Origin of the sequence: Mesorhizobium sp. M5C.F.Ca.ET.164.01.1.1 (assembly GCF_004792125.1) — a bacterium.
Classification (GTDB): Bacteria; Pseudomonadota; Alphaproteobacteria; order Rhizobiales; family Rhizobiaceae; genus Mesorhizobium; species Mesorhizobium wenxiniae.
In genome coordinates this window covers 151,803-175,522 of the sequence record NZ_SRTG01000007.1, presented here as the reverse complement: position 1 = coordinate 175,522, position 23,720 = coordinate 151,803, and the positions used below count along the sequence as shown (strand labels likewise).

Below are 23,720 nucleotides of genomic sequence, written 5' to 3'. Positions count from 1 at the left end.
CCGCCTGGAGACCCGCCGCATTCGACGCCGGTGGCGGCGTTGTCTGCTCTCGCATCAAAACGTCGCCCCTTTTATCCCCAAGGCCTTCCTTCACCGATGTCATCTCAGCCCTCCGCTTCGGATTGGGTCATCAGGGTGTAGAAGAGCCACGACACCAGCAGCGTCATCAGGAAGTAGATGATGCTCATGGCCGCCGCGATTCCAAGGTTGAATTCGCCGAGCGCTGCCTTGACAAGATCGATCGACAGGAAGGTCGTGGCATTGCCCGGTCCCCCGCCTGTCAGTACGAACGGTTCAGTGTAGACCATGAAGGAATCCATGAACCGCAGCAGCATGGCAATGGTCAGCACGCGCTTCATCTTGGGCAGCTGGATAAAGCGGAACACCGACCAACGTGATGCACCGTCAATTTTTGCAGCCTGATAGTAGGCGTCGGGTATCGAGACGAGGCCTGCGTAGGCAAGCAGCACTACCAGCGAGGTCCAATGCCATACGTCCATCAGGACGACGGTGAACCACGCCGACAGCGGCTGGCTGGTGAAATTGTAGCTGATGCCCATCGCGTTGATAACATAGCCGAGCAGCCCGATGTCCGGCAGCGCAAAGATGTTCCACATAGCGCCGACGACGTTCCATGGGATCAGCAACGGCAGCGACATCAACACCAGGCAGACCGCGACCCATGGGCCGGAACGCGGCATGGCAAGCGCCACCGCCACGCCTAGCGGCACCTCGATCAGCAGGATTAACCCGGTGAAGGCGAACTGGCGCAGGAGCGATGCGTGGAAGCGCGGCGAATTAAGCACTTCCTGGAACCACTTAACGCCTTCAAAGAAGAACAGGTTGTTTCCGAACGTCTCCTGAACTGAATAGTTAACCACCGTCATCAGCGGGATGATTGCGTTGAACGCCACCAGCACCAGCACCGGGAGCACCATGAACCACGCCTTGTTGTTCCAGGTCTTATCCATGGAGTTCAGCCTCCCATCTCGACGCGCCAGGAATCGGCATAGATGTTGATGCCGGCCGGGTCGAAAGCGATCTTCGGATCGGCGGGAATATCCTCGTCCTCGCCGACGATCGCCGCTATGTCGCGGCCTTCGAAACTGGCGCGCACCACCTTGTGGCGGCCGATATCCTCGACCTTCCGGATTGAAACCGGCATGCCGCTAGCGCCAAGCCTGACATATTCGGGGCGGATGCCGAGTTCGATCATGCCTGTGGTTCCAGCCTTTGGCGCGCCAGGCAATTCGATCGTCTGGCTGCCGAGCCGCGCATTCCTGCCTTCGACCGCGACCGGCATGACGTTCATGCCCGGCGAGCCGATGAAATAGCCAACGAACGTATGCTTGGGCCGCTCGAACAGTTCGGCTGGAGAGCCGATCTGCACAACCTCGCCCTCATACATGACGACGACGTTTTCGGCGAAGGTGAGCGCCTCGGTCTGGTCGTGCGTGACATAGACCATGGTGAAACCGAAACGCCTGTGCAGCTGCTTCAACTGCGAGCGCAGCACCCACTTCATATGCGGGTCGATGACGGTCAGCGGCTCGTCGAACAGGATCGCGTTGACATCGGAGCGCACCAGCCCGCGTCCGAGCGAGATCTTCTGCTTCTGGTCGGCGGTCAGACCCCTCGCCTTCCTTTTGGCCATATCGGCCAGACCGGTCATTTCCAGCGTTTCGCGCACCTTACGGTCAACGTCAGGTTCCGGAACGCCGCGGTTGCGCAGCGGGAACGCCAGATTGTCGTAGACGGTCATGGTGTCGTAGATGACCGGGAACTGGAACACCTGCGCTATGTTGCGCTCCTGCGTCGACAGATTGGTAACGTCCTTGCCGTCGAACAGAAGCTCGCCATGCGACGGATACAACAGGCCGGAAATGATGTTGAGCAGCGTGGTCTTGCCGCAGCCCGACGGCCCGAGCAGCGCATAGGCGCCGCCATCCTCGAAGGCGTGATGCACCTCCTTCAGCGCATAGTCCTTGTCCGACTTCGGATGCGGCCCGTAGGCGTGGCGGATATGATTGCAGTCGATGCGCGCCATGTGCCCTCCTCCTCAAGCCGCCAGCATCTGTGGCGGCGCGGCCGAGCGGCCGTTCGCGTCGAACACCATGATGTGCCGAGGGTCGATGAACACCTCGATGGTCTGGTCCGGTTCGAACACCAGGATGCCGTGCTCCAGCATCACCCAGCGGACGTCGGCGAAATCGAGATGCACAAAGCTTTCCGAACCAGTGATTTCGGTGACCGAGACCTTGGCTCTCACCGCAACCGCAGACGGGCTTGGCCGGGCAAGAGAGAGATGGTGAGGCTGGAAGCCGATCGTGTAGCTCGTATCGGCAATACCGGCGAGTTCAGCCGGCACCGGGAGGTTCACCCCACCATCAAGAAGGAAGCTCGAACCGCTCTTCTTCAGCACGATCGTGTTGAGCGGCGGATCGGCGAATGTCTTGGCCGTGATGAGGTCGTTCGGCCTGCGGAAGACGTCGATCGTCGGGCCGAACTGAGTGATGCGGCCTTCGGAAAGCGTCGCCGTGTTGCCGCCGAGCAGCAAGGCTTCGTGCGGCTCCGTAGTGGCGTAGACGAAAATGGTGCCGGTCGCCGCGAAGATTTTCGGCAATTCCGCGCGCAGCTCCTCGCGCAGCTTGTAGTCGAGGTTGGCAAGCGGCTCATCGAGCAGCACGAGGCTGGCGTTCTTGACGATGGCGCGCGCCAGCGCAGTCCGCTGCTGCTGGCCGCCGGAGAGGCTGAGCGGCGTGCGGTCGAGATAGGGCGTCAGCTTGAGAAGGGCTGCCGCACTGCGCACCTCCTTGTCGATCTTTGCCCGCTCGGTCCCGGCCACCCTCAGCGGCGAGGCGATGTTCTCGTAAACGGTCATTGCCGGATAGTTGATGAACTGCTGGTAGACCATGGCGACGTTGCGCTTCTGCACCGGGATGCCGGTGACATCCTTGCCGTCGAACCAGACCGAGCCTGATGTCGGCACATCGAGGCCGGCCATCAGCCGCATCAGGCTGGTCTTGCCGGAAAGCGTCGGCCCAAGAAGGACATTGAGCGAGCCGTGCTGAAGCGTCAGCGACACGTCGCGTATATGCTCCGTCGCCCCGACCGTCTTCGTCACGTTTCTCAGTTCCAGCATGATGCCTCCTCCCAGGCTTTCTGCATGACTATTCGGCAGCCGCGACATGGCGCCGGCTTATTCCGCGCATGAATTCGTCGAGCGCTGCCGTCTGCTCGCGGCTCAGATGCAGGCCGCGCTTGGTCCTGCGCCACAATACATCTTCAGCCGTCATCGCCCATTCATTTTGAACGAGGTAGCGCACTTCGGCCTCATAGAGATCGGCGCCAAAGTTGCGGCCAAGGTCGGCATTCGATCTGGCGAGGCCCAGCAGCATCCGTGCGCGAGTTCCGTAAAGCCGGCTCAGGCGGCGCGCCAGACGTGCGTCGAGGAACGGATAGGCCATTTTCAGTTTCGCCACTTCGGCGTCGAAACCGCTGGCCGGGAAATCGCCGCCCGGCAGCGGCGCGTTTGCCGTCCACGGCTTGCCGCGCTTGCCGAGAAGACCCTCGATTTTCTCGAGCATCGATTCAGACAGCCGGCGATAGGTGGTGATCTTGCCGCCGAAGGTGTTGATGATCGGCGCCGTGCCCTCGCCGCCGTCGGTCTTCAGCACATAATCGCGGGTTGCTTCCTGCGCCTTCGAAGCGCCGTCGTCATAAAGCGGGCGCACGGCGGAATAGGTCCAGACGATGTCCGAACGCTTGACCGGCTGCGCGAAATATTCGCTCGCCGCAGCACACAGATAATCGATCTCGGCATCGCTGATCTTCACGTCATGCGGGTCGCCAGCATAGTCCTGGTCGGTGGTGCCGATCAGCGTGAACTCTTCCTCGTAGGGGATAGCAAAGATGATGCGGCCATCCTTGTTCTGGAAGAAATAGGCGCGCGGATCGTCAAACTTCTTGCCGATGACGATATGGCTGCCCTGTACCAGCCGGACATTGTGCACCTCGTTCAAGCCGACCGTAGCAGACAGCACGTGGTCGACCCATGGACCGGCGGCGTTGACCAAAAGCCGCGCCTTGACCTCCTCGGTGTCCCCGTTCTGCGCGTTTTTCAGACTGACCGTCCAAAGCTCGCCTTCACGGCGTGCGCCGATGACTTTCGTGCGGGTTCGGATCGTTGCGCCGCGATCGGCGGCGTCGCGGGCGTTCAATGCCACCAGTCGCGCATCGTTGACCCAGCCGTCGGAATACTCGAAGGCCTTGCGAAACAACGGCTTCAGCGGCTTGCCCGCTGGGTCCTTTGCCATGTCCAGGGTCTTGGTCGCCGGCAGCAATTTGCGCCCGCCAATGTGGTCGTAAAGGAAAAGGCCGAGCCTGATCAGCCAGGCCGGACGCAAACCCTTGGCATAGGGCAGCACAAAGCGCATCGGCCAGATGATGTGCGGCGCGATCTTCCAGAGAACCTCGCGCTCCATAAGCGCCTCGCGCACCAGGCGGAATTCGTAGAATTCGAGATAGCGCAGGCCGCCATGGATCAGTTTGGTCGAGCCGGAGGAGGTTCCGCTGGCCAGATCGTTCATTTCGGCAAGGAAGACCGAAAAGCCGCGCCCAACCGCATCGCGAGCAATGCCGCAGCCGTTGATACCGCCACCGATGACGAAGATGTCATGGATCGGGGGTGCGCTCACAATAGTCCTCCCGGATTTCGCATTGCAGCATTTTTAGGTTTTTACGAAACCGTGGTGGGATTATTTCGAAATAAGAACGAATGTCAAACGAAATGTAAACGGCGGCTACTGCCGCGACGGCACCCTCTAGGAGAGCGACGTTTCGATCAGTTGAACCTCGGCCTCCTGGCAGATCTTGCGCACCGAGGGAATGTCGCAGCGGTCGGTGATGAAGGTGTTGACCTGCGACAGATGGCCGATGCGGACCGGCGCCGTCCGCTCGAATTTGGTCTGGTCGGAAACTAGGATGACATGCCTTGCATTGGCGATGATCGCCTGCGCCACCTTCACCTCGCGAAAATCGAAATCGAGCAACGCACCGTCATGGTCGATCGCCGAGGCGCCGATCACCGCGTAGTCGACTTTGAACTGCCGGATGAAATCGACCGCCGCCTCGCCGACCACGCCGCCATCGGAACCGCGCACGACACCGCCGGCAATAACAACTTCGATGGAAGGATATATGCGCATCCTATTGGCAACATTGATGTTATTGGTGATGACCATCAAGCCGATATGATCAAGGAGCGCCTTGCTGACCGACTCCGTCGTGGTGCCGATATTGATGAACAGCGAGGCATTGTCCGGGATCAGCCTGGCTGCTGCGCGGCCGATCGCCTCCTTCTCCTCGGCGGCGATCTTGCGCCTCGCTTCATACTCCATGTTCTCGATGCCGGACGGAAACAGCGCCCCGCCATGGATACGGGAAAGCAGCCGCTGGTCGCACAGGTCGTTAAGGTCCTTGCGGATGGTCTGCGGCGTCACGCTGAAATGCGTTGCCAGATCGTCGACCAGCACGCGGCCATTGTCCTTGGCCATCTGGATGATTTCGGAATGACGCGGCGACAGATACATTGGGGGCCTCTCGTTTTCGTTTTTCTTGTCTATAGCGGAAAACGAAAGTGATGAAAAGGCGTAAGCCGGCTAACGAAATTATATCCGTCCAAAGACAACCACGGCGCAACTTTGCCGACCATTTCAACTCAACCCAGACCGCGGGCGACTTCGGTGATGACCTCGAAAGCTGTATCGACATCCGCCGCCGTCGTCTCGAACTGACCGACTTGAAAGCGGATCGCGATCTGCCCGTCCACCCGTGTCTGTGTCAGATAGATGCGGCCATCGTCGTTGATCGCATTGACCAGCCGCAGATTGTGTTCGTCCGAATCGATGCCGGCCGCCGCCAGATGCCGGAACGAGAACAGCGACAGCATCGGTTCCGTGACGATCTCGAAATCCGGTTCCCGAGCCAGCCGCGCGGCAAGGCCTTCGCTCCAGGCGACATGGTTGCGGATCATGGTCCGGAGATTTTCCAGCCCGTGGGCGCGCAGCAGGAACCACAGTTTCAGTGCGCGAAAGCGCCGCCCGAGCGGCACCGACCATTCGGAATAGTTGATGATGCCGTCGCGTCCATGCGTCTTCAGGTAATCCGGCTTGATGGCGAGCGTCCGCACCAGGTCTTCCGGCCGGCGGATGAACTGCATCGAGCAGTCGAACTGCGCGCCCAGCCATTTGTGCGGATTGAAGACGATGGAATCCGCGTGCTCCGCGCCGGCCCAGAAATGCCGGTATTCCGGACATATCATCGCCGATCCGGCCCAGGCGGCATCGACATGCAGATAGAGCCCGTACCGCTTAGCCACAGCGGCGACGCCGGCGATGTCATCGGTGCCGCCGGTGCTGGTGCCGCCGACACAAGCGATGATGCCGGCCGGCAGCATGCCCGCATCCCGGTCGGCGACGATCGCCGCTTCGAGGGCTGTGACATCCATGGCGCGAAGGCGGCCAGCAACCGGAATGCGCACGAGATTGTCCTCGCCAATGCCCGATACCCAGATCGCCCGGTCGATGGAAGTATGGACCTGGTCGGAAGAATAGATGCGCAATATCGGCTGGCCTTGCAGGCCCTTCTTGTTGCCCTGCCAGTCTAGCGCGCGCTCGCGCATGGTCAGCACGGCGGCAAGCGTCGCCGATGATGCCGAATCCTGCAGGACGCCGGAAAACCCTTCCGGCAGGCCAAGCGCCTGACGCATCCAGTCGACGACGCGCGTCTCGAGTTCGGTCGCTGCCGGCGAGGTCTGCCAGAGCATGCATTGCGCGGCCATCACCGAGACCAGATATTCGGCCACCACCGAGACCGGTGCGGCGTTGGCCGGGAAATAGGCGAAGAAGCGCGGATGCTGCCAATGCGTCATGCCCGGCAGGATTTTTTGCTCGAAGTCGGCGAAGATTGCCTGCATCGTTTCGCCCTCTTCCGGCGGCGAGACATCGATGCTTCTAGAGATTTCGCCCGGTTCGACAAGCGGCCGCACCGGTCTTTCGCGAAGTGTGCTCCTGTAATCGGCACCCCATTCGGCCGCGTACAGCGACCATTCCCGGAATTCGTTGCTATTCATCTTGCTTTCCGTCGCAGCGAGCCCAGCGATCAAAGAGCACGAAAAACGGAGGCTTTCATTCGGGAAAATCAGGCAAGCTCGCGAAAGCGGTCTTCAGCGCGTTCGACCAGCCGTCCGAGATCGTGCGATAATATTGATCGTCCTGGGCTATCCGTTTCTTCAGGCTGACCTTGAAGGCATCCTTTTCGTAGAACAGCAGGTCAAGCGGGAGACCGACCGACAGGTTCGATTTCAGCGTCGAGTCGAACGACACCAGCAGCAGTTTCACCGTCTCGGCGAAACTCATCGACTTTTCATAGGCGCGGATGATGATCGGCTTGCCGTATTTGGTCTCGCCGATCTGGAAAAACGGCGTGTCATCGGTCGATTCGATGAAATTGCCTTCCGGATAGATCATGAACAGCCGAGGCGCGCTGCCCTTGATCTGGCCGCCGAGGATAAAGGAGGCATTGAAATAGGAATCGGCCTTTTCGCCCGCCGGTGACGAACTGGCGATGACTTCCTTGACGGTGTCGCCGACCATCCGCACCGTCTGGTACATGGAAGGCGTTTCAAGCAAAGTGGCGTGGCGATCGGCCACCGCCTTGGTGCGCTCGTCGAGCAGGCTGACGACGGCCTGCGTCGTCGCCAGATTGCCGGCCGACATCAGCACGATGACGCGCTCGCCCGGCTCCTCCCAGACATGCATCTTCTTGAAGGTCGAGATCGAATCCATGCCGGCGTTGGTACGCGTGTCGGACATGAACACGAGCCCGCGATCGATCTTCAGGCCGACGCAATAGGTCATCGAATCTCTTTGGCAGCAAATCTTGCCGGGGATTACTGCTCCACGGTGACGGTGACCGCAAGCTGTTCTTCCGCTTGTCCCAGCCGAATTCCCGACACCGGCGTGGCGTCGCGGTAATCACGGCCGGTCGCCACCTTTACATAGCGTTCGTCGGGCGAAATGCCGTTGGCGACGTCGAAGGCGACCCAGCCGAGGCCCGCAACATGCGCCTCGGCCCAGGCATGGCTTGCCGCCTGCTCGACCGCCGCATCCATCATCAAATAGCCGCTGACGTAGCGGGCGGGAAACCCCATGGCGCGCGCGGCGGCGGCAAAGATGTGGCTGTGGTCCTGGCACACGCCGGTCTTGAGCGCCAGCGCGTCCTCGGCCGGAGTCGCCGCATTGGTGGTACCCGGCGTATAGGCGACGCGCTCACCGATCACGGCCATCAGCCGGTGCAGCCTTTCGATATCGGTCCCCTCGCCGACTGAGGCCGCGAGTTCGCGAATGCCGCTGCCGATCATGGTCAACGGGGTTTCATGGCCAAACAGCCAGAGCGGCGCGAAACCCTGATGTGGCCCGGAGACGCCAGCGGTGTCGCGTGTCACCACCTCGCCTGATGCCTCGACGGTGATGAAATCGCGCTCACCTTCGACGCTCAGGAGCCGCGTATCGTTGCCGAAATGGTCGGTGAAGCGCACTTCCTCGCGTGCCCCTTCGATCGTCAGCGCCCAGGACAAAACGGTCTGCGTCGGCCCGCTGACCGGAAGCAGCCGCAACCGCTGCAATAGATAATGCACCGGCGCATCGTAGCGGTATTCGGTCCGGTGGGTGATCTTCAGCCGCATTGCTCTCGTCCCCCGAGCATCACCTTTACCGGAAACCGGCGTCCACTTTCCGGGATCATGCTCAATAGAACCTGTAATCCTGCGCGATCTCGTCGCCGAGCCTGGTGTTGTCACGAATGAAATTGGCCAGGAATTCGTGCAGGCCGGCGTCGAATATGTCCTTGATCGAGCCGGCCGTCAGCATGGCCTGGGTTTTTCCGGCTGTCGCATGACAGGCATGGCGTTCGCCATAATCGTCGCCTAGGAATTTCAGGTGCTCCGTCAGGAAACGGTAGCAGAAGGTCAGCGAGCGCGGCATCCGAACGTTGAGGATCAGATAGTCGGCGATGTTGCTCGGCTTGTAGTCGGCCTCGTAGACCCAGCGATAGGAGCGATGCGCCGACACCGAGCGCAGGATCGATTCCCACTGGTAGTTATCGAGCGTAGAGCCGACCCACGAGATCGACGGCAACAGCACGTAGTATTTCACGTCCAAAATACGTGCCGTGTTGTCGGCGCGTTCGACATAGGTGCCGAGCTGCGAGAAATCGAAGATCTCGTTGCGCAGCATGGTGCCGTAGAACGCGCCGCGGATCAGCGCCGTTTCGCGCTTGATCGCGTCGAGCACGCTGGGCAGGTCACGTTCGTCGATCGGCTTGGCCAGCATGCGCTTCAGCGACATCCAGGCCTCGTTGATGCTTTCCCAGGTTTCGCGCGTCAGCGCGGTGCGCACCATGCGGGCGTTGTTGCGAGCCGTCTCGATCGACGCCATCGTGCTCGACGGGTTCGATGTGTCGCGAAGCAGGAAATCCGCGACGTTGGCGGCGGTATAGTCGGAATATTTCTGCGTGAAGGCAGCGTCCGAACCGGCGCTGAGCAGCACCGAATTCCACTCTTCGGAGGCGTTCTGGGTACGGGTCAGCGCCATGCGCAGCCCGGCATCGACCAGCCGCGCCATGTTTTCCGCCCGCTCGATGTAGCGGTTCATCCAGTAGAGCCCGTTGGCGGTGCGGCCGAGAAGCATGTGGGGCTGCCCTTCGGGCTAGTGAGTAGTGAGTGGTGAGTAGTGCATGGTGAATGTTTGGATTTTGACGGAGTATGACATTGTGCTTTCCCCTACTACTGACAACTTACTATTCACTACTTACTCGTCTCAATCATCCAGCACCCACGTATCCTTGGTGCCGCCGCCCTGCGATGAGTTGACCACCAGCGAGCCTTCCTTCAGCGCCACGCGCGTCAGCCCGCCCGGCACGATCTGGATGCGGTCGGAAACCAGCACGTAGGGCCTGAGGTCGACATGGCGCGGCGCCAGCCCTTTGTCGGTCAGGATCGGACAGGTCGACAGCGCCAGCGTTGGCTGGGCGATGTAGTTCGACGGTTTTGCTGCGAGTTTCTTGGAAAAATCCTCGCATTCCTTCTTGGTCGCCGCCGGCCCGACCAGCATACCGTAGCCGCCTGAGCCGTGCACCTCCTTCACCACCAGCTCGTCGATATGTTCGAGCACGTATTTCAGGCTGTCCGGCTCCGAGCAGCGCCAGGTCGGGATGTTGCCGAGGATTGCCTTGCGGCCAGTGTAGAATTCGACGATCTCGGGCATGTAGGAATAGATCGCCTTATCATCGGCGATGCCGGTTCCCGGCGCATTGGCGATGGTGATGTTGCCGGCGCGGTAGACATCCATGATGCCCGGCACTCCAAGTGCCGAGTCCGGACGGAAGGTCAGCGGATCGAGGAAAGAATCGTCAACCCTTCGATAAAGCACATCGATCTGCTTGTAGCCTTCGGTCGTACGCATTGCGACGTGGCCATCGACGACGCGCAGATCCTGCCCCTCGACAAGCTGCACGCCCATCTGGTCGGCAAGGAAGGCATGTTCGAAATAGGCGGAGTTGAAGCTGCCCGGCGTCAGCACGGCAATGGTCGGCGCACCCTTGGTGCTTTGCGGCCGCACCGCCGCCAGCGACTGGCGCAAGAGCTGCGGATAGTTTTCCACCGGCCGCACCTTGATCTGCCGGAACAGCTCGGGAAAGAGCTGCATCATCGTCTCGCGGTTCTCCAGCATGTAGGAGACGCCGGACGGCGTGCGCGCATTGTCCTCCAGCACGTAGAATTCGCTCTCGCTGATACGCACGATATCGACGCCGATGATATGGGTGTAGACGCCGGCCGGCGGCCTTACCCCGATCATCTCCGGCAGGAACGCCTCGTTCCTGGCGATCAATTCCTTGGGGACGCGCCCGGCGCGCAATATCTCCTGGCGGTGGTAGATATCGTCGAGAAACGCGTTCAGGGCCTGGACGCGCTGTTCGATGCCTTGCGTCAGCCGTCGCCATTCGTTGCCGGAAATGATGCGCGGAACGATATCGAAGGGAATAAGGCGTTCGGAGGCTTCCTGCTCGCCATAGACGGCAAAGGTGATGCCGGTCTTGCGAAAGACGCGTTCGGCGTCCTGCATCTTCTCGGTAAGCCTGGCTGGATCCTGCTCCTTCAGCCAGCGATCGTAAGCCGAATACGGTTTTCTCAATCCGGAGACTTCCGGAAGCATTTCGTCGAACGCTGCCAATCGCATACTCCCCTGTGAGACCATTTCACTGGCGTCACGGGAGAAAATCAAGCGCAATCGGTGATTTGGAGGATGCTGGCGATCAGTATGTCGCGACCTGCCTAAAATTGGGGCAGCGCCGATATGGCTGGGTCAGGCTTTGCCTTTTGCCCGGGCAGGCGGCCGGCGCCGCTCAGAAGGCGCGGAAGGTGACGACCGTAAACGTGTCCTTGATGCCGGGAAGAATCTGCACCTTCTCGTTGACGAAGTGCCCGATGTCTTCCTCGTCGTCGACATAGAATTTGGCGAGCAAATCGTAGTTGCCGGCTGTCGAGTAGATTTCCGAAGCGATCTCGGCATCGGCCAATGCGCCGGCAACGTCATAGGCCCTGCCCAGATCGCACTTTATCTGCACGAAAAATGCCTTCATTGCCCGGTCCTGCTCAACTTGCACGCATAAGCGGCCCTTGTGGCAGACTGCCGCCCGGCTTTCAAGCATCAGGACGGGGCTCAGGCAGAACGCGACCTGAGGGAAGCTTTAGTGCAGCCAAACGACGGATGCCGCGGGCGTTGACCCTGTGGAGCGTTGCCAAGCGTAGGCTATGCCTGCGCGCGTTCGCTTCGCTGAGAGGGCCTGCTCACATCACCGGGATATCGCCCGTTGCCCAGCCCTCGGAAATTGCCGCCGCCCGCGCCTCGAAGGCGCCGGCTTCGATGGCGGCACGAATATCCTGCATCAGCCTCTGGTAGTAGGAAAGATTGTTCCAGGTCAGCAGCATCGCCCCCAGCGCCTCTTGCGAGCGGACCAGATGGTGCAGATAGGCGCGTGAATAATCCCTGGCGGCCGGGCAGTCGCTCTCCTCGTCCAGCGGGCGCGGATCGTCGGCATGGCGAGCGTTGCGCAGATTGACCTTGCCGCGCCTTGTATAGGCGAGGCCATGACGGCCGGCGCGCGTCGGCATCACGCAATCGAACATGTCGATGCCGCGTGCCACCGATTTCAATATGTCGTCAGGCGTGCCGACACCCATCAGATAGCGCGGCCTGTCCGCCGGCAGCTCCGGGCAGGTGATGTCGAGCATTTCGAGCATCACCGCTTGCGGCTCGCCGACCGCCAGCCCGCCGATGGCGTAGCCCTTGAGGTCCATCGCTTTCAGCGCCTGCGCCGAGCGCAGCCGCAGGGCCGGTATGTCGCCGCCCTGGACGATGCCGAACATCGCCTTGCCCGGTTGGTCGCCGAATGCCGTCTTGCAACGTTCGGCCCAGCGCAGCGACAGCTCCATGGCGCGCTCGATCTCCTTCTCCATAGCCGGCAGCGCGGTGCATTCGTCGAGCTGCATCTGGATATCGGAACCGAGCAGTCCCTGGATTTCGATCGAGCGCTCGGGCGACATCTCATAGGGGGCGCCATCAATATGTGAGCGAAAGGTGACGCCCTTTTCGGTGAGTTTCCTCAGTTTCGACAGCGACATTACCTGGAAGCCGCCGCTGTCGGTCAGGATCGGGTGCGGCCAGCGGGCGAATTCATGCAGACCGCCAAGCCGCGCCACACGTTCGGCGCCAGGCCGCAGCATCAGATGGTAAGTATTGCCAAGGATAATGTCCGAGCCGACGCCGCGCACCTGATCCATATACATGGTCTTGACCGTGCCGCCGGTGCCGACCGGCATGAAGGCTGGCGTGCGGATTTCTCCGCGCGGCATAGTGATAGAGCCGCGCCGCGCTTTTCCGTCGGTCGCCAGCACCTCGAAGGTGAACGCCTTAGTCATTGAATTCCTTGTTCTATACCGGGCGCGCGTCCATCGTTCTCGTCTTTGAACAGAAGGCTTGCATCTCCGTAGGAGTAGAACCTGTAGCGGTTCTCGATGGCATGCGCATAGGCCGCACGCATTGTTTCCAGACCACAAAACGCCGAAACCAGCATGAACAGCGTCGAACGCGGCAGATGGAAATTGGTCATCAGCATGTCGGCGGCCTTAAAACGGTAGCCGGGGGTGATGAAGATGTCGGTCGGACCCGACCATCCAGCCAATGTGCCGTCCTCCCGCGCGGCGCTCTCCAGCAGGCGCAGCGACGTCGTACCGACGGCGATGATGTGCCCGCCGCGCGCTTTCGCCGCGTTCAGCGCCTCGGCGGTTTCCCGGCTGACCGAACCGATTTCGGCATGCATCTTGTGATCGGCGGTGTCGTCGACTTTCACCGGCAGGAACGTGCCGGCGCCGACATGCAGGGTGACGAAGCGCCGCTCGACGCCTTTGGCATCCAGCGCCGCGAAAAGCTCGGGCGTGAAATGCAGGCCGGCAGTGGGTGCCGCCACGGCCCCCTCCTCCCTGGCATAGATGGTCTGGTAGTCTTTGCGGTCGCGTTCGTCGTCGTCGCGCTTCGAAGCGATGTAAGGCGGCAGCGGAATGTGACCGACGGCGTGCAACGCCTCATCGAGAAACGGACCTGAGAGGTCAAAACCGAGCAAAGCCTCGCCGGCCTCGCCTTTCTCGACCACCGTGGCATCGAGCTGGCCGAGAAAGCAGGAATTGGCGTCATGGCCGAAATGGACGCGGTCACCGGCGGCGATGCGCTTGCCCGGCCGCATGAAAGCCAGCCAGCGGTCGGGAGCCACCCGCATGTGCAGCGTGGCTTCGACTTGCGCCATCGCTTCGCCGCGCCGCCTGATGCCTTTCAACTGTGCCGGAATGACCTTGGTGTCGTTGAAGACCAGCACGTCACCGGTCTCGAGCAGGGACGGCAGCTCGCGCACCGTCCGGTCTTCGCGGCCCTCACCCGGCCTGACAACCAGCATTTTGGCGCTGTCGCGCGGTTCTGCCGGTCGAAGCGCGATACGCTCCTCCGGCAGATCAAAGTCGAAAAGATCGACGCGCAAGAAAATCCCGCCTCAAAATTCCGGGCAGGTCACCGCCCAGGCGCCAACACCGTCGATGCTCAGCGTGCCGCCCATTGCGAAATTGGACTGTTCGCTGGCCTTGACCAGTCGCAATTTGGCGACGATCGAGCTGATGCCCTCATCGGTGAGATCGATCGCCATGTGCTGGTCGTCCTCGAATGCCTGTCCGACGATGACTTTCGTCGAACCCGGCTGACCGTCGGTGGTCCAGTTCCTGCCGCCGGCATCAAGCCATACACGCGCAACCGCGATGACGGCAGTGTGCCCCATCAGAACGTCGATCGATGCCGCGTCGCCTTCAGCGCTGCAAACAATCGATTCCGTCGCCAGCGCCGGAGTGGCCGCCGCGACAAGCATCAGAGTGATAGCCGCGACAGCCCGGTAGGTCATTTCACGTCGGCCGCCACCTTCAGCGACACGATCTTGTCGGGATCCGGCACCGGCTCGCCGCGCTTGATCTTGTCGACATTGTCCATGCCCTCGATGACCTGGCCCCAGACCGTGTATTGGCGGTTGAGGAAGGCGGCATCGTCGAAGCAGATGAAAAACTGCGAATTGGCCGAGTTCGGATTCTGCGAGCGCGCCATCGAGCAGGTGCCGCGGCCGTGATTGGCGTTGGAGAACTCCGCCTTCAGGTCGGGCTTGTCGGAGCCGCCCGTGCCAGCGCGCGCCGGTGCGAAAGAGGGCTTGGTGGAATTGCCGAATTTCACGTCGCCGGTCTGCGCCATGAACCCCTCGATGACGCGATGGAACACCACGCCGTCGTAAGCGCCTTCGCGCGCCAGTTCCTTGATGCGGCCGACATGGCCAGGCGCCAGATCGGGAAAAAGTTCGATGACGACCTTGCCCTTGGTCGTTTCCATGATGAGCGCGTTCTCGCGGTCCTTGATCTCGGCCATGTCAGAATATCCTTTGAAACTAATGGGTTTACTTGCCGTCGGCGGCGATGCGCACCTTGATCATGCGATCGGGATCGGTGACGACCCCGTTCTGTGCCGCATCGCCTTTCTTTATCTGGTCCACCAACTCCATGCCGTTCTCGACATTACCGACGATAGTGTACTGGCCATCCAGCGGCGGCGCCGGCGCGAACATGATGAAGAACTGCGAATTGGCTGAATTCGGGTCCTGCGAGCGGGCCATGCCGACCACGCCGCGCTCGTAGCGCTCGGATGTCGAGAATTCGGCCGGTAGGTCGGGAAGATCGGAACCGCCAGTACCGACAGCATCGGCGTTGAAGCCGTTCTTCATGTTGCCGAACTTCACGTCGCCGGTCTGCGCCATGAAGCCGTCGATGACGCGGTGGAAAGCGACGTTGTCGTAAGCGCCCTGACGAACCAGCTTCTTGATCTGCTCGACATGCTTCGGCGCGAGATCGGGCCTGAGCGCGATGGTCACGTCGCCGCCCCTCAGCGTTATGATCATGGTGTTTTCCGGATCGGCGGCGAACGCCGAAACGGATGCAGCCACAAGACCGAAAACAACGACAAAGCAGGTGGCGAGCCTTTTGAGCTGCATGGATCTTTCTCCGAAAACCTTTGTCTCATGCATGTCGTTGTCCCAAAACGGGGTTCCAATTTTGGGCGACATGCATTATTTCGCGAATTTGGCGGTAAGTGCGCCGGCCACAGCCGCCGGCACGAAGGGGCGGATGTCGCCTCCCATCGAGGCTATCTGGCGGACAAGTGTGGCGGTAATGGTTCGCACCGAAGGGCTGGCGGGCAGAAAAACTGTCTGCAGTTCCGGCGCCATCGTCTCGTTCATGCCGGCCATCTGCATCTCGTAGTCGAGATCGGTGCCGTCGCGCAGGCCACGGATCATGATCGAGGCGCCCTGCTTCCTGGCCGCGTCGATGACCAGCCCGTCGAAAGCGACAATCCTGATGCGCGCGCCGTCGCGGCCGAATTCGGCCTTCGTCGCTGCCTCGATGAGGCCGACCCGTTCCTCGAACGAAAACAGCGGCTTTTTGCCAGGATGAATGCCGATCGCCGCATAGACTGTGTCCGCCACGGCCAGCGACGCCTTCAGCACGTCGAGATGGCCGTTGGTCAGCGGGTCGAAGGAGCCGGCATAAAGGGCGATGCGTTCGGTCATGGAAGGTGCTTCTAACGAGCCTCTCTCTTAAAGGCAAATCCGATCAGCGAGCCGCCAATGCATGTCGCCCAAAAGCATGCCCTCGGACTCGACAACGACATGCACCCAAACAGAGCCTCAAAGCGCAACGCCTGAGCCACGGTAATCGCGATGCGCTTTGTGTGAACCTTTTGGCCGAGATGAACGACCAATGAACGGGCCGATCACGAAGCCCTCACGCAGCGTTCACTAGGTTGCAGCTTCAGAAGATGAAACCAAAACCTCATTTAATCGTTGCTAGGTGCAGGAGAACACGCACATGCTGATCTACATGCTCGCCACCGCAATGACCGTCGCCATGCTGATCGCCACCGTATTCGGGCTGCATCAGGAAGCAGAGCGCGTCCGCGCCAAGTCCAATGCCAAGCGGTTCGGAGGCTTCGGTATCCGCAAGCCGTATCGCCACTTCTAACCGGCCGCTAGCTGTTGACGGCGCCGGCCCATCGGGCCGGCATTGCCAGTCAAGACCTACTCGGCGTTGTTGTCCGGGCCAACGTCTTCAGTACCGGTATCCAGAGTTGCGTCGCCCTCGACACTCTCTTCGGCTTCCTCGTCCGATTGCGGTTCCGATATCCGCTCTACCGAAACGACCTTCTCGCCGTCGGCCGTGTTGAAGATGGTCACGCCCTTGGTGGCGCGGCTGGCGAAACGAATGCCGTTGACCGGCACGCGGATGACGGTGCCGCCATCCGAGACAAGCATGATCTGGTCGTCATTGCCGACCGGGAAAGTCGCCACCAGACGGCCGATCTCAGCCACTTTCGACACATCGGTGGCGCGGATGCCCTTGCCGCCGCGCCCTGTGAGGCGGAAATCATAGGAAGACGAACGCTTGCCGTAGCCATATTCCGTCACCGTCAGCACGAACTGCTCGTGTGCCTTGAGGAATTCGTAGCGCTCGTCGGAAAGCTCCGTCTCCTCGCCGACCTCCTCATTGGTGAGCTGGATGTCTTCGTCCTCGCCAGCCGCAATGCCGGCGGCGAGCCGCCGTTCGGCCGCCACCCGCTTGAGATAAGCGGCGCGCTCGGCCGGCGGCGCCTCGACATGTTCGATCACCGCCATCGAGATCACCCGGTCGGTGGCAGCCATGGCGATGCCGCGCACGCCGACCGAGTTGCGGCTTTGGAAGACGCGCACGTCGCTGACCGAGAAGCGGATGCACTGGCCGGAGCTTGCGGTCAGAAGCACGTCGTCATTGTCGGTGCAGGTCTCGACGCCGAGGATCTCGTCGCCTTCCTCTTCCAGCTTCATGGCGATCTTGCCGTTGCGGTTGACCTGGACGAAGTCCGACAGCTTGTTGCGGCGGACCGTGCCGCGGGTGGTGGCGAACATCACGTCGAGCTCGCCCCAGCTGGTCTCGTCCTCAGGCAGCGGCATGATGGTGGTGATGCGTTCGCCCTGCTCCAGCGGCAGCATGTTGATCAGCGCCTTGCCCCGCGACTGCGGATTTCCGATCGGCAGGCGCCAGACCTTTTCCTTGTAGACGATGCCACGCGAGGAGAAGAAAAGCACCGGCGTGTGCGTGTTGGCAACGAACAGCCGGGTGACGAAATCCTCTTCCTTGGTCGACATGCCGGAGCGGCCCTTGCCGCCGCGGCGCTGCGCCCGGTAGAGCGACAGCGGCACACGCTTGATGTAGCCGGAATGGCTGACCGTCACGACCATGTCCTCGCGCTGGATCAGGTCCTCGTCTTCCATATCAGCCCCGCCCTCGGAGAGCTCGGTGCGGCGCGGCGTGCCGAACTCGTCGCGGACGGCGGCAAGCTCGTTCTTGACGATCTGCTGAATGCGGGCGCGGGACGACAGGATGTCCAGGTAGTCCTTGATCTCGTCGCCGATCGTGTTCAACTCGTCGGCGATCTCGTCGCGGCCGAGCGCGGTCAGGCGCTGCAGGCGCAGTTCGAGGATGGCGCGCGCCTGTTCCTCGGACAGATTGTAGGTGCCGTCCTCGTTGATGCGGTGGCGCGGATCGTCGATCAGCAGGATCAGCGATTCGACGTCGCCCGAAGGCCAGCGCCGCTCCATCAACTGCTCGCGCGCCGTCTGCGGGTCCGGCGCGGTGCGGATCAGCTTTATGACCTCGTCGATGTTGGCGACGGCAATGGCAAGGCCGACCAGCACATGGGCGCGGTCACGCGCCTTGCGCAGCAGGAATTTGGTGCGCCGGCTGATCACCTCCTCGCGGAAGGCAACGAAGGCCCTTAGCATGTCGGTCAGCGTCAGCAGTTCCGGCTTGCCCCCGTTCAACGCCACCATATTGGCGCCGAAGGAGGTCTGCAGCGGCGTGAAGCGGTAGAGCTGGTTGAGGATGACGTCGGCGACCGCGTCGCGCTTCAGTTCAATGACGACGCGGTAACCTTGGCGGTCGCTCTCGTCGCGGATGTCGGAAATGCCCTCTATGCGCTTGTCGCGCACCAGCTCCGCCATCTTCTCGATCATCGACGACTTGTTCACCTGGTAGGGAACTTCGGTGATGACGATCGATTCACGGTCGTTGCCGCGCGCCTCGACGTTGACGCGCCCGCGCATGACGATGGAACCGCGGCCGGTCGAATAGGCGCTGTAGATGCCGGAGCGGCCGAGCACGATGCCGCCGGTCGGGAAATCCGGCCCCGGAATGATCTCCATCAACGCCGGCAGATCGATCGCCGGATTGTCGATGAGGGCGATGGCGCCGTTGCAGACCTCGCCCAGATTGTGCGGCGGGATGTTAGTGGCCATGCCGACGGCGATGCCGCCGGAGCCGTTGACCAACAGGTTTGGAAAGCGCGCCGGCAGGACTTTCGGCTCGCTGCCGGACGCATCATAAGTGTCCTGGAAATCGACGGTGTCTTTGTCGATGTCTTCCAGCAACTCATGCGCGACCTTGGTCAGGCGCGATTCGGTGTAACGCATCGCCGCCGGCGGATCACCGTCGATCGAGCCGAAATTGCCCTGCCCGTCGATCAGCGGTACGCGCAGCGACCAATCCTGCGCCATGCGCACCAAGGCGTCGTAGATCGAGGCGTCGCCATGCGGATGGTACTTACCCATCACGTCGGCGACCGGGCGCGCCGACTTCACGTATTTGCGGTTCCAGTGGTAGCCGCTTTCATGGGCGGCATAGAGGATGCGGCGATGCACCGGCTTCAGCCCGTCGCGTACATCGGGCAGCGCACGGCTGACGATCACGCTCATGGCGTAATCGAGGTAGGAGCGCTGCATCTCCTCGATGATGGATATCGGCTCGATGCCGGTCGGGCCGCCGTCGGCGCCGCGCGGTGTCTTCTGGTCGGTCAAATCAGGTCACAATCTAATCGGGAATCACTCGGTGCTTATATAGGAAGCCGGGTCGAAACTCCAATGTCCGCGGTATTTTTCCAGTGTCGATTTTTGTGGTGATTTCAAAAGGATATCACTGATTGCGACGATATGGCCGAGGCGCTTTTTCGTTGCTGTCGCGGCAAAGCTCATTGTCAGGCCAATTTTGCTTCACAAGGCCGGAACGGCATATGTGTCCGGCGCTTTATCGCCCCGCTGCCGGAGCCGGTAGGCGCCGGGCGCCTCTCCCATCACGCGCCGGAAACGACGGTTGAAGGTCGACAAATCGTTGAACCCCACCTCGAAGGCGATCGTCGAGATCGCCTCGTCCGACATGCGCAGCCGCACCGCCGCCCTGTGCAGCCGGGTTTTCAGCAGGAACTGGTAGGGCGTCATGCCCGCGACGCGTCGGAACGTGCGTAGGAAATGATACGGGCTGGTCGCCGTCTCGCTTGCAAGCGCAGCAAGCGAGACCGGCCGGTCGGCATCCAGCTCAATGCGCCGCACCGCCTCCGCGACACGTTTCTCGTCGCGGCGGCTCGGCACCCGGGCAGCAGGCGTGACGCCGGAGGCGACGGCTGCGCCGGCAATCCGCAGACCGATTTCCTCGAACGCGTCGACGTCGGCCATCTCGCGTGCGGATTCCGCCTCGGCCAGCAGCGGTGCCAGCGCCGGCAAGGGCGGGAGCCGCGGCGTCTCGAAGGCCAGCTTCTTCACGCCCGGCATGTCGGCAACGATCTGTTCCATATAGGCCGGCTCGAACTGGAAGGAGAGGCAGCGGTCGCCGGCGCCATGCTCGTGCCCACACTCGTAGCACGTGCCAGGGTTGCCGAGCAGGAGCGCGCCCGGCGTCAGCATCGCATTGCCCTGGCGTGCGCGGTAGCGGAATGTGCCATTGGTCACCACGGCGACGCAGAAATTACGATGCTCTTCCTCGAACGGGCGATCGGCGGAGCCGGCGGTGCAGACCACGTCCAACACCTGCCAGCCTCGTCCGGACGCCAGTGTATGCGCGCTCGTCGTCATGGCTCGAAAGATAGCAATTTTTCCCAAGCACAGAACCCTGCCGCCGCCTATTCCCTCCAGTCTCCTGACAAGACGAGGTCGAAATCATGTTCAATTCATCTTCCTTTATCGAAGCCCTGCACAGCGACGAGCCTGCCGGGGACCTGGCCGAAAAACTGAACCTTTACGGCCGCTTCGTCGGCGCCTGGACATTCGATGCCACGCGCCATCTCGAGGACGGCCAGGTGCTGACCGGGCGCGGCGAGGTGCATTTCGGCTGGGTGCTCGAGGGCCGCGCGATCCAGGACGTATGGATCCTGCCGGCGCGCGACGCCGATCCCTCACCCTCCCTCGGCAAATGGACTTTCTATGGCACGACATTGCGTGTCTATGACCCCGGCGTCGACGCCTGGCATATTTTCTGGAGCGATCCGCGCACCCAGTACTACAGCCGACAGCTCGGCCGCGCCGAGGGCGACACCATCGTCCAGCAAGGCGCTGACGGCAGCGGCGCCTCGGTGCGCTGGAGCTTTTCCCGGATTACCGAAAACTCCTTCCGCTGGCTGGGCGAACGCTCTCAGGACGATGGCGCGACCTGGCGGCTCGAAGTCGAGTTCCTGGCGCGGCGAGCCGGCAGCACCTGACCTGCACGGTTTCCCCTGACGCTGCTTTGCTCTACCAATGCAGGGGTCTCGGGCACGGCCCGGCGGGGAGGGTCAGAGATGCCGAGCTTCGACAGCCTGTTCAACGCCTTCGTCACCATTCTCGTGACCATCGACCCGCCCGGCCTGGCACCGCTCTTCCTCGCCGTGACGCGAGGCATGAACCGCGAGGAGCGCAACCAGGTTTCCGTCCGCGCCTCGATCATCGGTTTCCTGGTGATGGCGTTGTTTGCAATCGCCGGTGCATCGATCCTGTCGGTGTTCGGCATCACGCTGCCGGCGTTCCGCGTCGCCGGCGGGTTCCTGCTGTTCTTCATCGCCTTTGAAATGGTGTTCGAGCGCCGGCAGGACCGCAAGGAAAAGATCGGCGACGTCGCCATCACCAAGGACATGATCCACAACATCGCCGCGTTTCCGCTGGCGATCCCCCTGATCGCCGGTCCTGGCGCGATTTCAGCGACCGTCCTGCTGTCCGGCTCTTTTCCAGGTTTTGGCGCGCAGGCAGCCCTTGTCGGCATCATCGCGATCTGTCTTGTCATCACCTATCTGGTGTTCGTGCTGGCCGAGCGCATCGACCGCATCCTCGGCCAGACCGGCCGCTCGATCCTGACGCGGCTGCTCGGCGTCATCCTGGCGGCGCTCGCCGTGCAGTTCGTCGCCGATGGCATCAAAGCGCTGATGGCGGCATGAAAACGAAAGCGGCCTCGCGTTTGATTGCCGAGGCCGTCATTATCGTCGTCCAGCTCGCGCGGCGAACCGCTGCCGCTGTGACCTATCCTACTTCGCCGTGTCGATGACTTCAAAATCGTGAGTGATGGTCGCCGTCTTGGCCATCATCGCGGTCGCCGAGCAGTATTTTTCGATCGACAGGTCGATCGCCCGTTTTACCTTGTCGCGCGAAAGCGCGCGGCCCTTGACGATGAAATGCATGTGGATGCGGGTGAACACTCGCGGCTCCTTCTCCGCCCGATCGGCGTCGAGTTCGACCACACAGTCCTCGACTGCCTCGCGACTCTTTTCGAGGATATGGACCACATCATAGGCCGAGCAGCCGCCGGTACCGAGCAGCACCAGCTCCATCGGGCTCGGCCCCGGCGTCCTGCCTTCCGGCCCGAACGCAGTCCCCAGCACCAGCTTGTGACCGCTGCCGGACTCGCCGACAAAGGTGCGCTCCTCGACCCATTTGACCCGTGCTTTCACTTGATACGTCCTTCTACCGTGCACCGCTTAAATACAGAACGTCCCGAAAATCCAAGACAGATTTTCGGGACGCCAATTCGTGGCCTCGAGTAGCTGGCGTTGTCAGCTCGCGCAGAGCCGTTCGCTCCGAGGGATCAGAACGGGATTTCGTCGTCCAGTTCGCGCGACGAACCGCCGCCACCCTTGTTGCCGCCACCGCCGCCGCGATTGAAACTCTCGCCCGGGCCGGACTGGCCGAAATCGGAACCGCGGCTGCTGCCACCACCGGCATAGCTGCCGACCTGACCGCCCTCGCCCTGCCCGCGCGCGTCGAGCATCTGCAGCTCGCCGCGGAATTTCTGCAGCACGATTTCGGTCGTGTAGCGATCATTGCCGGTCTGATCCTGCCATTTGCGCGTCTGCAACTGGCCCTCGACATAAACCTTCGCGCCCTTCTTCAGATACTGCTCGGCGACCTTGGCGAGCTGATCGTTGAAGATGACGACATTGTGCCACTCGGTCTTTTCCTTGCGTTCGCCGGAAGTCTTGTCGCGCCAGCTTTCCGACGTGGCGACGCGGATATTGACGACCGGCTCACCCGAATTCAGACGGCGGATTTCCGGGTCCGCCCCGAGATTGCCCACCAGAATAACCTTGTTGACGCTACCCGCCATGATACTTCTCCGCGCTCATCCGAAACAAAATTTCTGTCGCATACCTTATAGACTGCGGACAATCGCCGCCTGCCGTGGCTGCCTTTTCCCACAAGGTTTTTGTTCTCTTTTCGTTCTACAGAACAAAGCAATGTCATGTCAATGCTTGTCAGCAGCATGTAGTGTTTCGAACCAGAATTTCCACGATATGAGGGAGTCCAAATGAAGCCAATCATTCACAAGGACCAGCAGCGCGAGCAATGGCGAGCGGGAGTGGAAACCCGGATGCTTATCTCGGCCAGTAGCGGCGCAACTAACCTTTGCCTCTTCGAGCAATGGGTGGAACCTGCGGCAGGTGCCCCAACGCATTGGCACCCGGTCGAGGAAGTGCTTACCGTCGTCACCGGCAATGCCGAGATGTGGATCGACGAAGAGCACACCGTACTGACCTCCGGCCAGTCACTCATTGTTCCGGCCTTTAGGAAGCACGGTTTCCGAAATGTCGGCTCCGATACACTTCACGTCAATGCTGTGCTCGCATCGTCGATCTTCGAGGCCACGTTTGACGGATCCGCCGAGCCGGTGAAGCGCTGGCTTTTGGCGGCTCCGTAAAACAGCG

25 protein-coding genes are annotated in these 23,720 nt (G+C 61.5%); 4 read left to right on the top strand and 21 right to left on the bottom strand.

Features of this window, described 5'->3' with window-relative positions:
* Window positions 1-104: 104 nt before the first annotated feature.
* The 17 genes from EN807_RS27825 to coaD form a co-directional block, all read right to left on the bottom strand.
* The gene (locus EN807_RS27825) at window positions 105-971 is read right to left on the bottom strand and encodes a sugar ABC transporter permease (protein ID WP_065007669.1); all 867 of its coding nucleotides are present in this window, start codon (window positions 969-971) and stop codon (window positions 105-107) included.
* Between the two features lie 5 nt (window positions 972-976).
* On the bottom strand, window positions 977-2,047 hold the full coding sequence (locus tag EN807_RS27820) for an ABC transporter ATP-binding protein (protein WP_135937508.1): 1,071 nt from the start codon (window positions 2,045-2,047) through the stop codon (window positions 977-979).
* 12 nt (window positions 2,048-2,059) lie between these two features.
* A complete protein-coding gene (locus EN807_RS27815; RefSeq protein ID WP_135937507.1) occupies window positions 2,060-3,142 on the bottom strand; it encodes an ABC transporter ATP-binding protein in 1,083 nt (360 codons plus the stop codon).
* A 28-nt stretch (window positions 3,143-3,170) separates the two neighbouring features.
* Window positions 3,171-4,697: a glycerol-3-phosphate dehydrogenase gene (glpD, locus tag EN807_RS27810; protein ID WP_135937506.1), complete on the bottom strand. Its 1,527-nt coding sequence runs from the start codon at window positions 4,695-4,697 to the stop codon at window positions 3,171-3,173.
* A 126-nt stretch (window positions 4,698-4,823) separates the two neighbouring features.
* Window positions 4,824-5,591, bottom strand: a complete 768-nt coding sequence (locus tag EN807_RS27805) for a DeoR/GlpR family DNA-binding transcription regulator (protein ID WP_135937505.1) — start codon at window positions 5,589-5,591, stop codon at window positions 4,824-4,826.
* 128 nt (window positions 5,592-5,719) lie between these two features.
* Window positions 5,720-7,132, bottom strand: a complete 1,413-nt coding sequence (locus EN807_RS27800) for an aspartate aminotransferase family protein (RefSeq protein ID WP_135937504.1) — start codon at window positions 7,130-7,132, stop codon at window positions 5,720-5,722.
* Between the two features lie 55 nt (window positions 7,133-7,187).
* Window positions 7,188-7,919, bottom strand: coding sequence for a peptidase (locus EN807_RS27795; RefSeq protein ID WP_127314890.1), 732 nt, complete (start codon window positions 7,917-7,919; stop codon window positions 7,188-7,190).
* Window positions 7,920-7,951: 32 nt separating this feature from the next.
* Window positions 7,952-8,746, bottom strand: coding sequence for a transglutaminase family protein (locus EN807_RS27790; protein ID WP_135937503.1), 795 nt, complete (start codon window positions 8,744-8,746; stop codon window positions 7,952-7,954).
* A gap of 61 nt (window positions 8,747-8,807) precedes the next feature.
* A complete protein-coding gene (locus EN807_RS27785; RefSeq protein ID WP_127314888.1) occupies window positions 8,808-9,749 on the bottom strand; it encodes an alpha-E domain-containing protein in 942 nt (313 codons plus the stop codon).
* Window positions 9,750-9,878: 129 nt separating this feature from the next.
* On the bottom strand, window positions 9,879-11,291 hold the full coding sequence (locus EN807_RS27780) for a circularly permuted type 2 ATP-grasp protein (protein ID WP_189522590.1): 1,413 nt from the start codon (window positions 11,289-11,291) through the stop codon (window positions 9,879-9,881).
* Between the two features lie 172 nt (window positions 11,292-11,463).
* A complete protein-coding gene (locus EN807_RS27775) occupies window positions 11,464-11,700 on the bottom strand; it encodes an Lrp/AsnC family transcriptional regulator (protein WP_029352863.1) in 237 nt (78 codons plus the stop codon).
* A 208-nt stretch (window positions 11,701-11,908) separates the two neighbouring features.
* Window positions 11,909-13,039 (bottom strand): tRNA guanosine(34) transglycosylase Tgt, encoded by a 1,131-nt coding sequence (gene tgt / locus EN807_RS27770; protein WP_135937501.1) that lies wholly within the window; start codon window positions 13,037-13,039, stop codon window positions 11,909-11,911.
* The gene (gene queA, locus EN807_RS27765; protein WP_135937500.1) at window positions 13,036-14,148 is read right to left on the bottom strand and encodes a tRNA preQ1(34) S-adenosylmethionine ribosyltransferase-isomerase QueA; all 1,113 of its coding nucleotides are present in this window, start codon (window positions 14,146-14,148) and stop codon (window positions 13,036-13,038) included. Before queA ends, tgt begins: the two co-directional genes overlap by 4 nt.
* A gap of 12 nt (window positions 14,149-14,160) precedes the next feature.
* A complete protein-coding gene (locus EN807_RS27760) occupies window positions 14,161-14,559 on the bottom strand; it encodes a hypothetical protein (protein ID WP_135937499.1) in 399 nt (132 codons plus the stop codon).
* Window positions 14,556-15,068 (bottom strand): peptidylprolyl isomerase, encoded by a 513-nt coding sequence (locus EN807_RS27755; protein WP_065009548.1) that lies wholly within the window; start codon window positions 15,066-15,068, stop codon window positions 14,556-14,558. Before EN807_RS27755 ends, EN807_RS27760 begins: the two co-directional genes overlap by 4 nt.
* Before the next feature lie 28 nt (window positions 15,069-15,096).
* A complete protein-coding gene (locus EN807_RS27750; protein WP_135937498.1) occupies window positions 15,097-15,687 on the bottom strand; it encodes a peptidylprolyl isomerase in 591 nt (196 codons plus the stop codon).
* A 75-nt stretch (window positions 15,688-15,762) separates the two neighbouring features.
* Entirely contained in the window at window positions 15,763-16,263 is a 501-nt protein-coding gene (coaD, locus tag EN807_RS27745) for a pantetheine-phosphate adenylyltransferase (RefSeq protein ID WP_127314882.1), read from the bottom strand.
* A 298-nt stretch (window positions 16,264-16,561) separates the two neighbouring features.
* Here coaD and EN807_RS27740 point away from each other — a divergent pair, with 298 nt between their 5' ends.
* Complete coding sequence (locus EN807_RS27740; RefSeq protein WP_127314881.1) at window positions 16,562-16,714, top strand: hypothetical protein; 153 nt, start codon at window positions 16,562-16,564, stop codon at window positions 16,712-16,714.
* 56 nt (window positions 16,715-16,770) lie between these two features.
* On the opposite strand, the gene gyrA is transcribed toward EN807_RS27740, so the two are convergent.
* Together gyrA and EN807_RS27730 are read right to left on the bottom strand one after the other, a co-directional pair.
* Window positions 16,771-19,581: a DNA gyrase subunit A gene (gene gyrA / locus EN807_RS27735; protein ID WP_135937497.1), complete on the bottom strand. Its 2,811-nt coding sequence runs from the start codon at window positions 19,579-19,581 to the stop codon at window positions 16,771-16,773.
* A gap of 192 nt (window positions 19,582-19,773) precedes the next feature.
* Window positions 19,774-20,628 (bottom strand): AraC family transcriptional regulator, encoded by an 855-nt coding sequence (locus EN807_RS27730; protein WP_135937496.1) that lies wholly within the window; start codon window positions 20,626-20,628, stop codon window positions 19,774-19,776.
* Window positions 20,629-20,714: 86 nt separating this feature from the next.
* On the opposite strand from EN807_RS27730, the gene EN807_RS27725 reads away from it, so the two are divergent.
* Both EN807_RS27725 and EN807_RS27720 read left to right on the top strand, forming a co-directional pair.
* The gene (locus EN807_RS27725) at window positions 20,715-21,251 is read left to right on the top strand and encodes a hypothetical protein (protein ID WP_135937495.1); all 537 of its coding nucleotides are present in this window, start codon (window positions 20,715-20,717) and stop codon (window positions 21,249-21,251) included.
* A gap of 78 nt (window positions 21,252-21,329) precedes the next feature.
* Window positions 21,330-21,959, top strand: a complete 630-nt coding sequence (locus tag EN807_RS27720) for a MarC family protein (RefSeq protein WP_029352879.1) — start codon at window positions 21,330-21,332, stop codon at window positions 21,957-21,959.
* An 87-nt stretch (window positions 21,960-22,046) separates the two neighbouring features.
* On the opposite strand, the gene EN807_RS27715 is transcribed toward EN807_RS27720, so the two are convergent.
* Together EN807_RS27715 and ssb are read right to left on the bottom strand one after the other, a co-directional pair.
* Complete coding sequence (locus tag EN807_RS27715; protein ID WP_135937494.1) at window positions 22,047-22,469, bottom strand: OsmC family protein; 423 nt, start codon at window positions 22,467-22,469, stop codon at window positions 22,047-22,049.
* Between the two features lie 134 nt (window positions 22,470-22,603).
* Complete coding sequence (gene ssb, locus EN807_RS27710) at window positions 22,604-23,122, bottom strand: single-stranded DNA-binding protein (RefSeq protein WP_127314876.1); 519 nt, start codon at window positions 23,120-23,122, stop codon at window positions 22,604-22,606.
* A 201-nt stretch (window positions 23,123-23,323) separates the two neighbouring features.
* Between ssb and EN807_RS27705 the strand changes: the two genes are divergently transcribed.
* Window positions 23,324-23,713, top strand: coding sequence for a cupin domain-containing protein (locus EN807_RS27705; RefSeq protein WP_135937493.1), 390 nt, complete (start codon window positions 23,324-23,326; stop codon window positions 23,711-23,713).
* The last annotated feature ends 7 nt before the right edge of the window (window positions 23,714-23,720 follow it).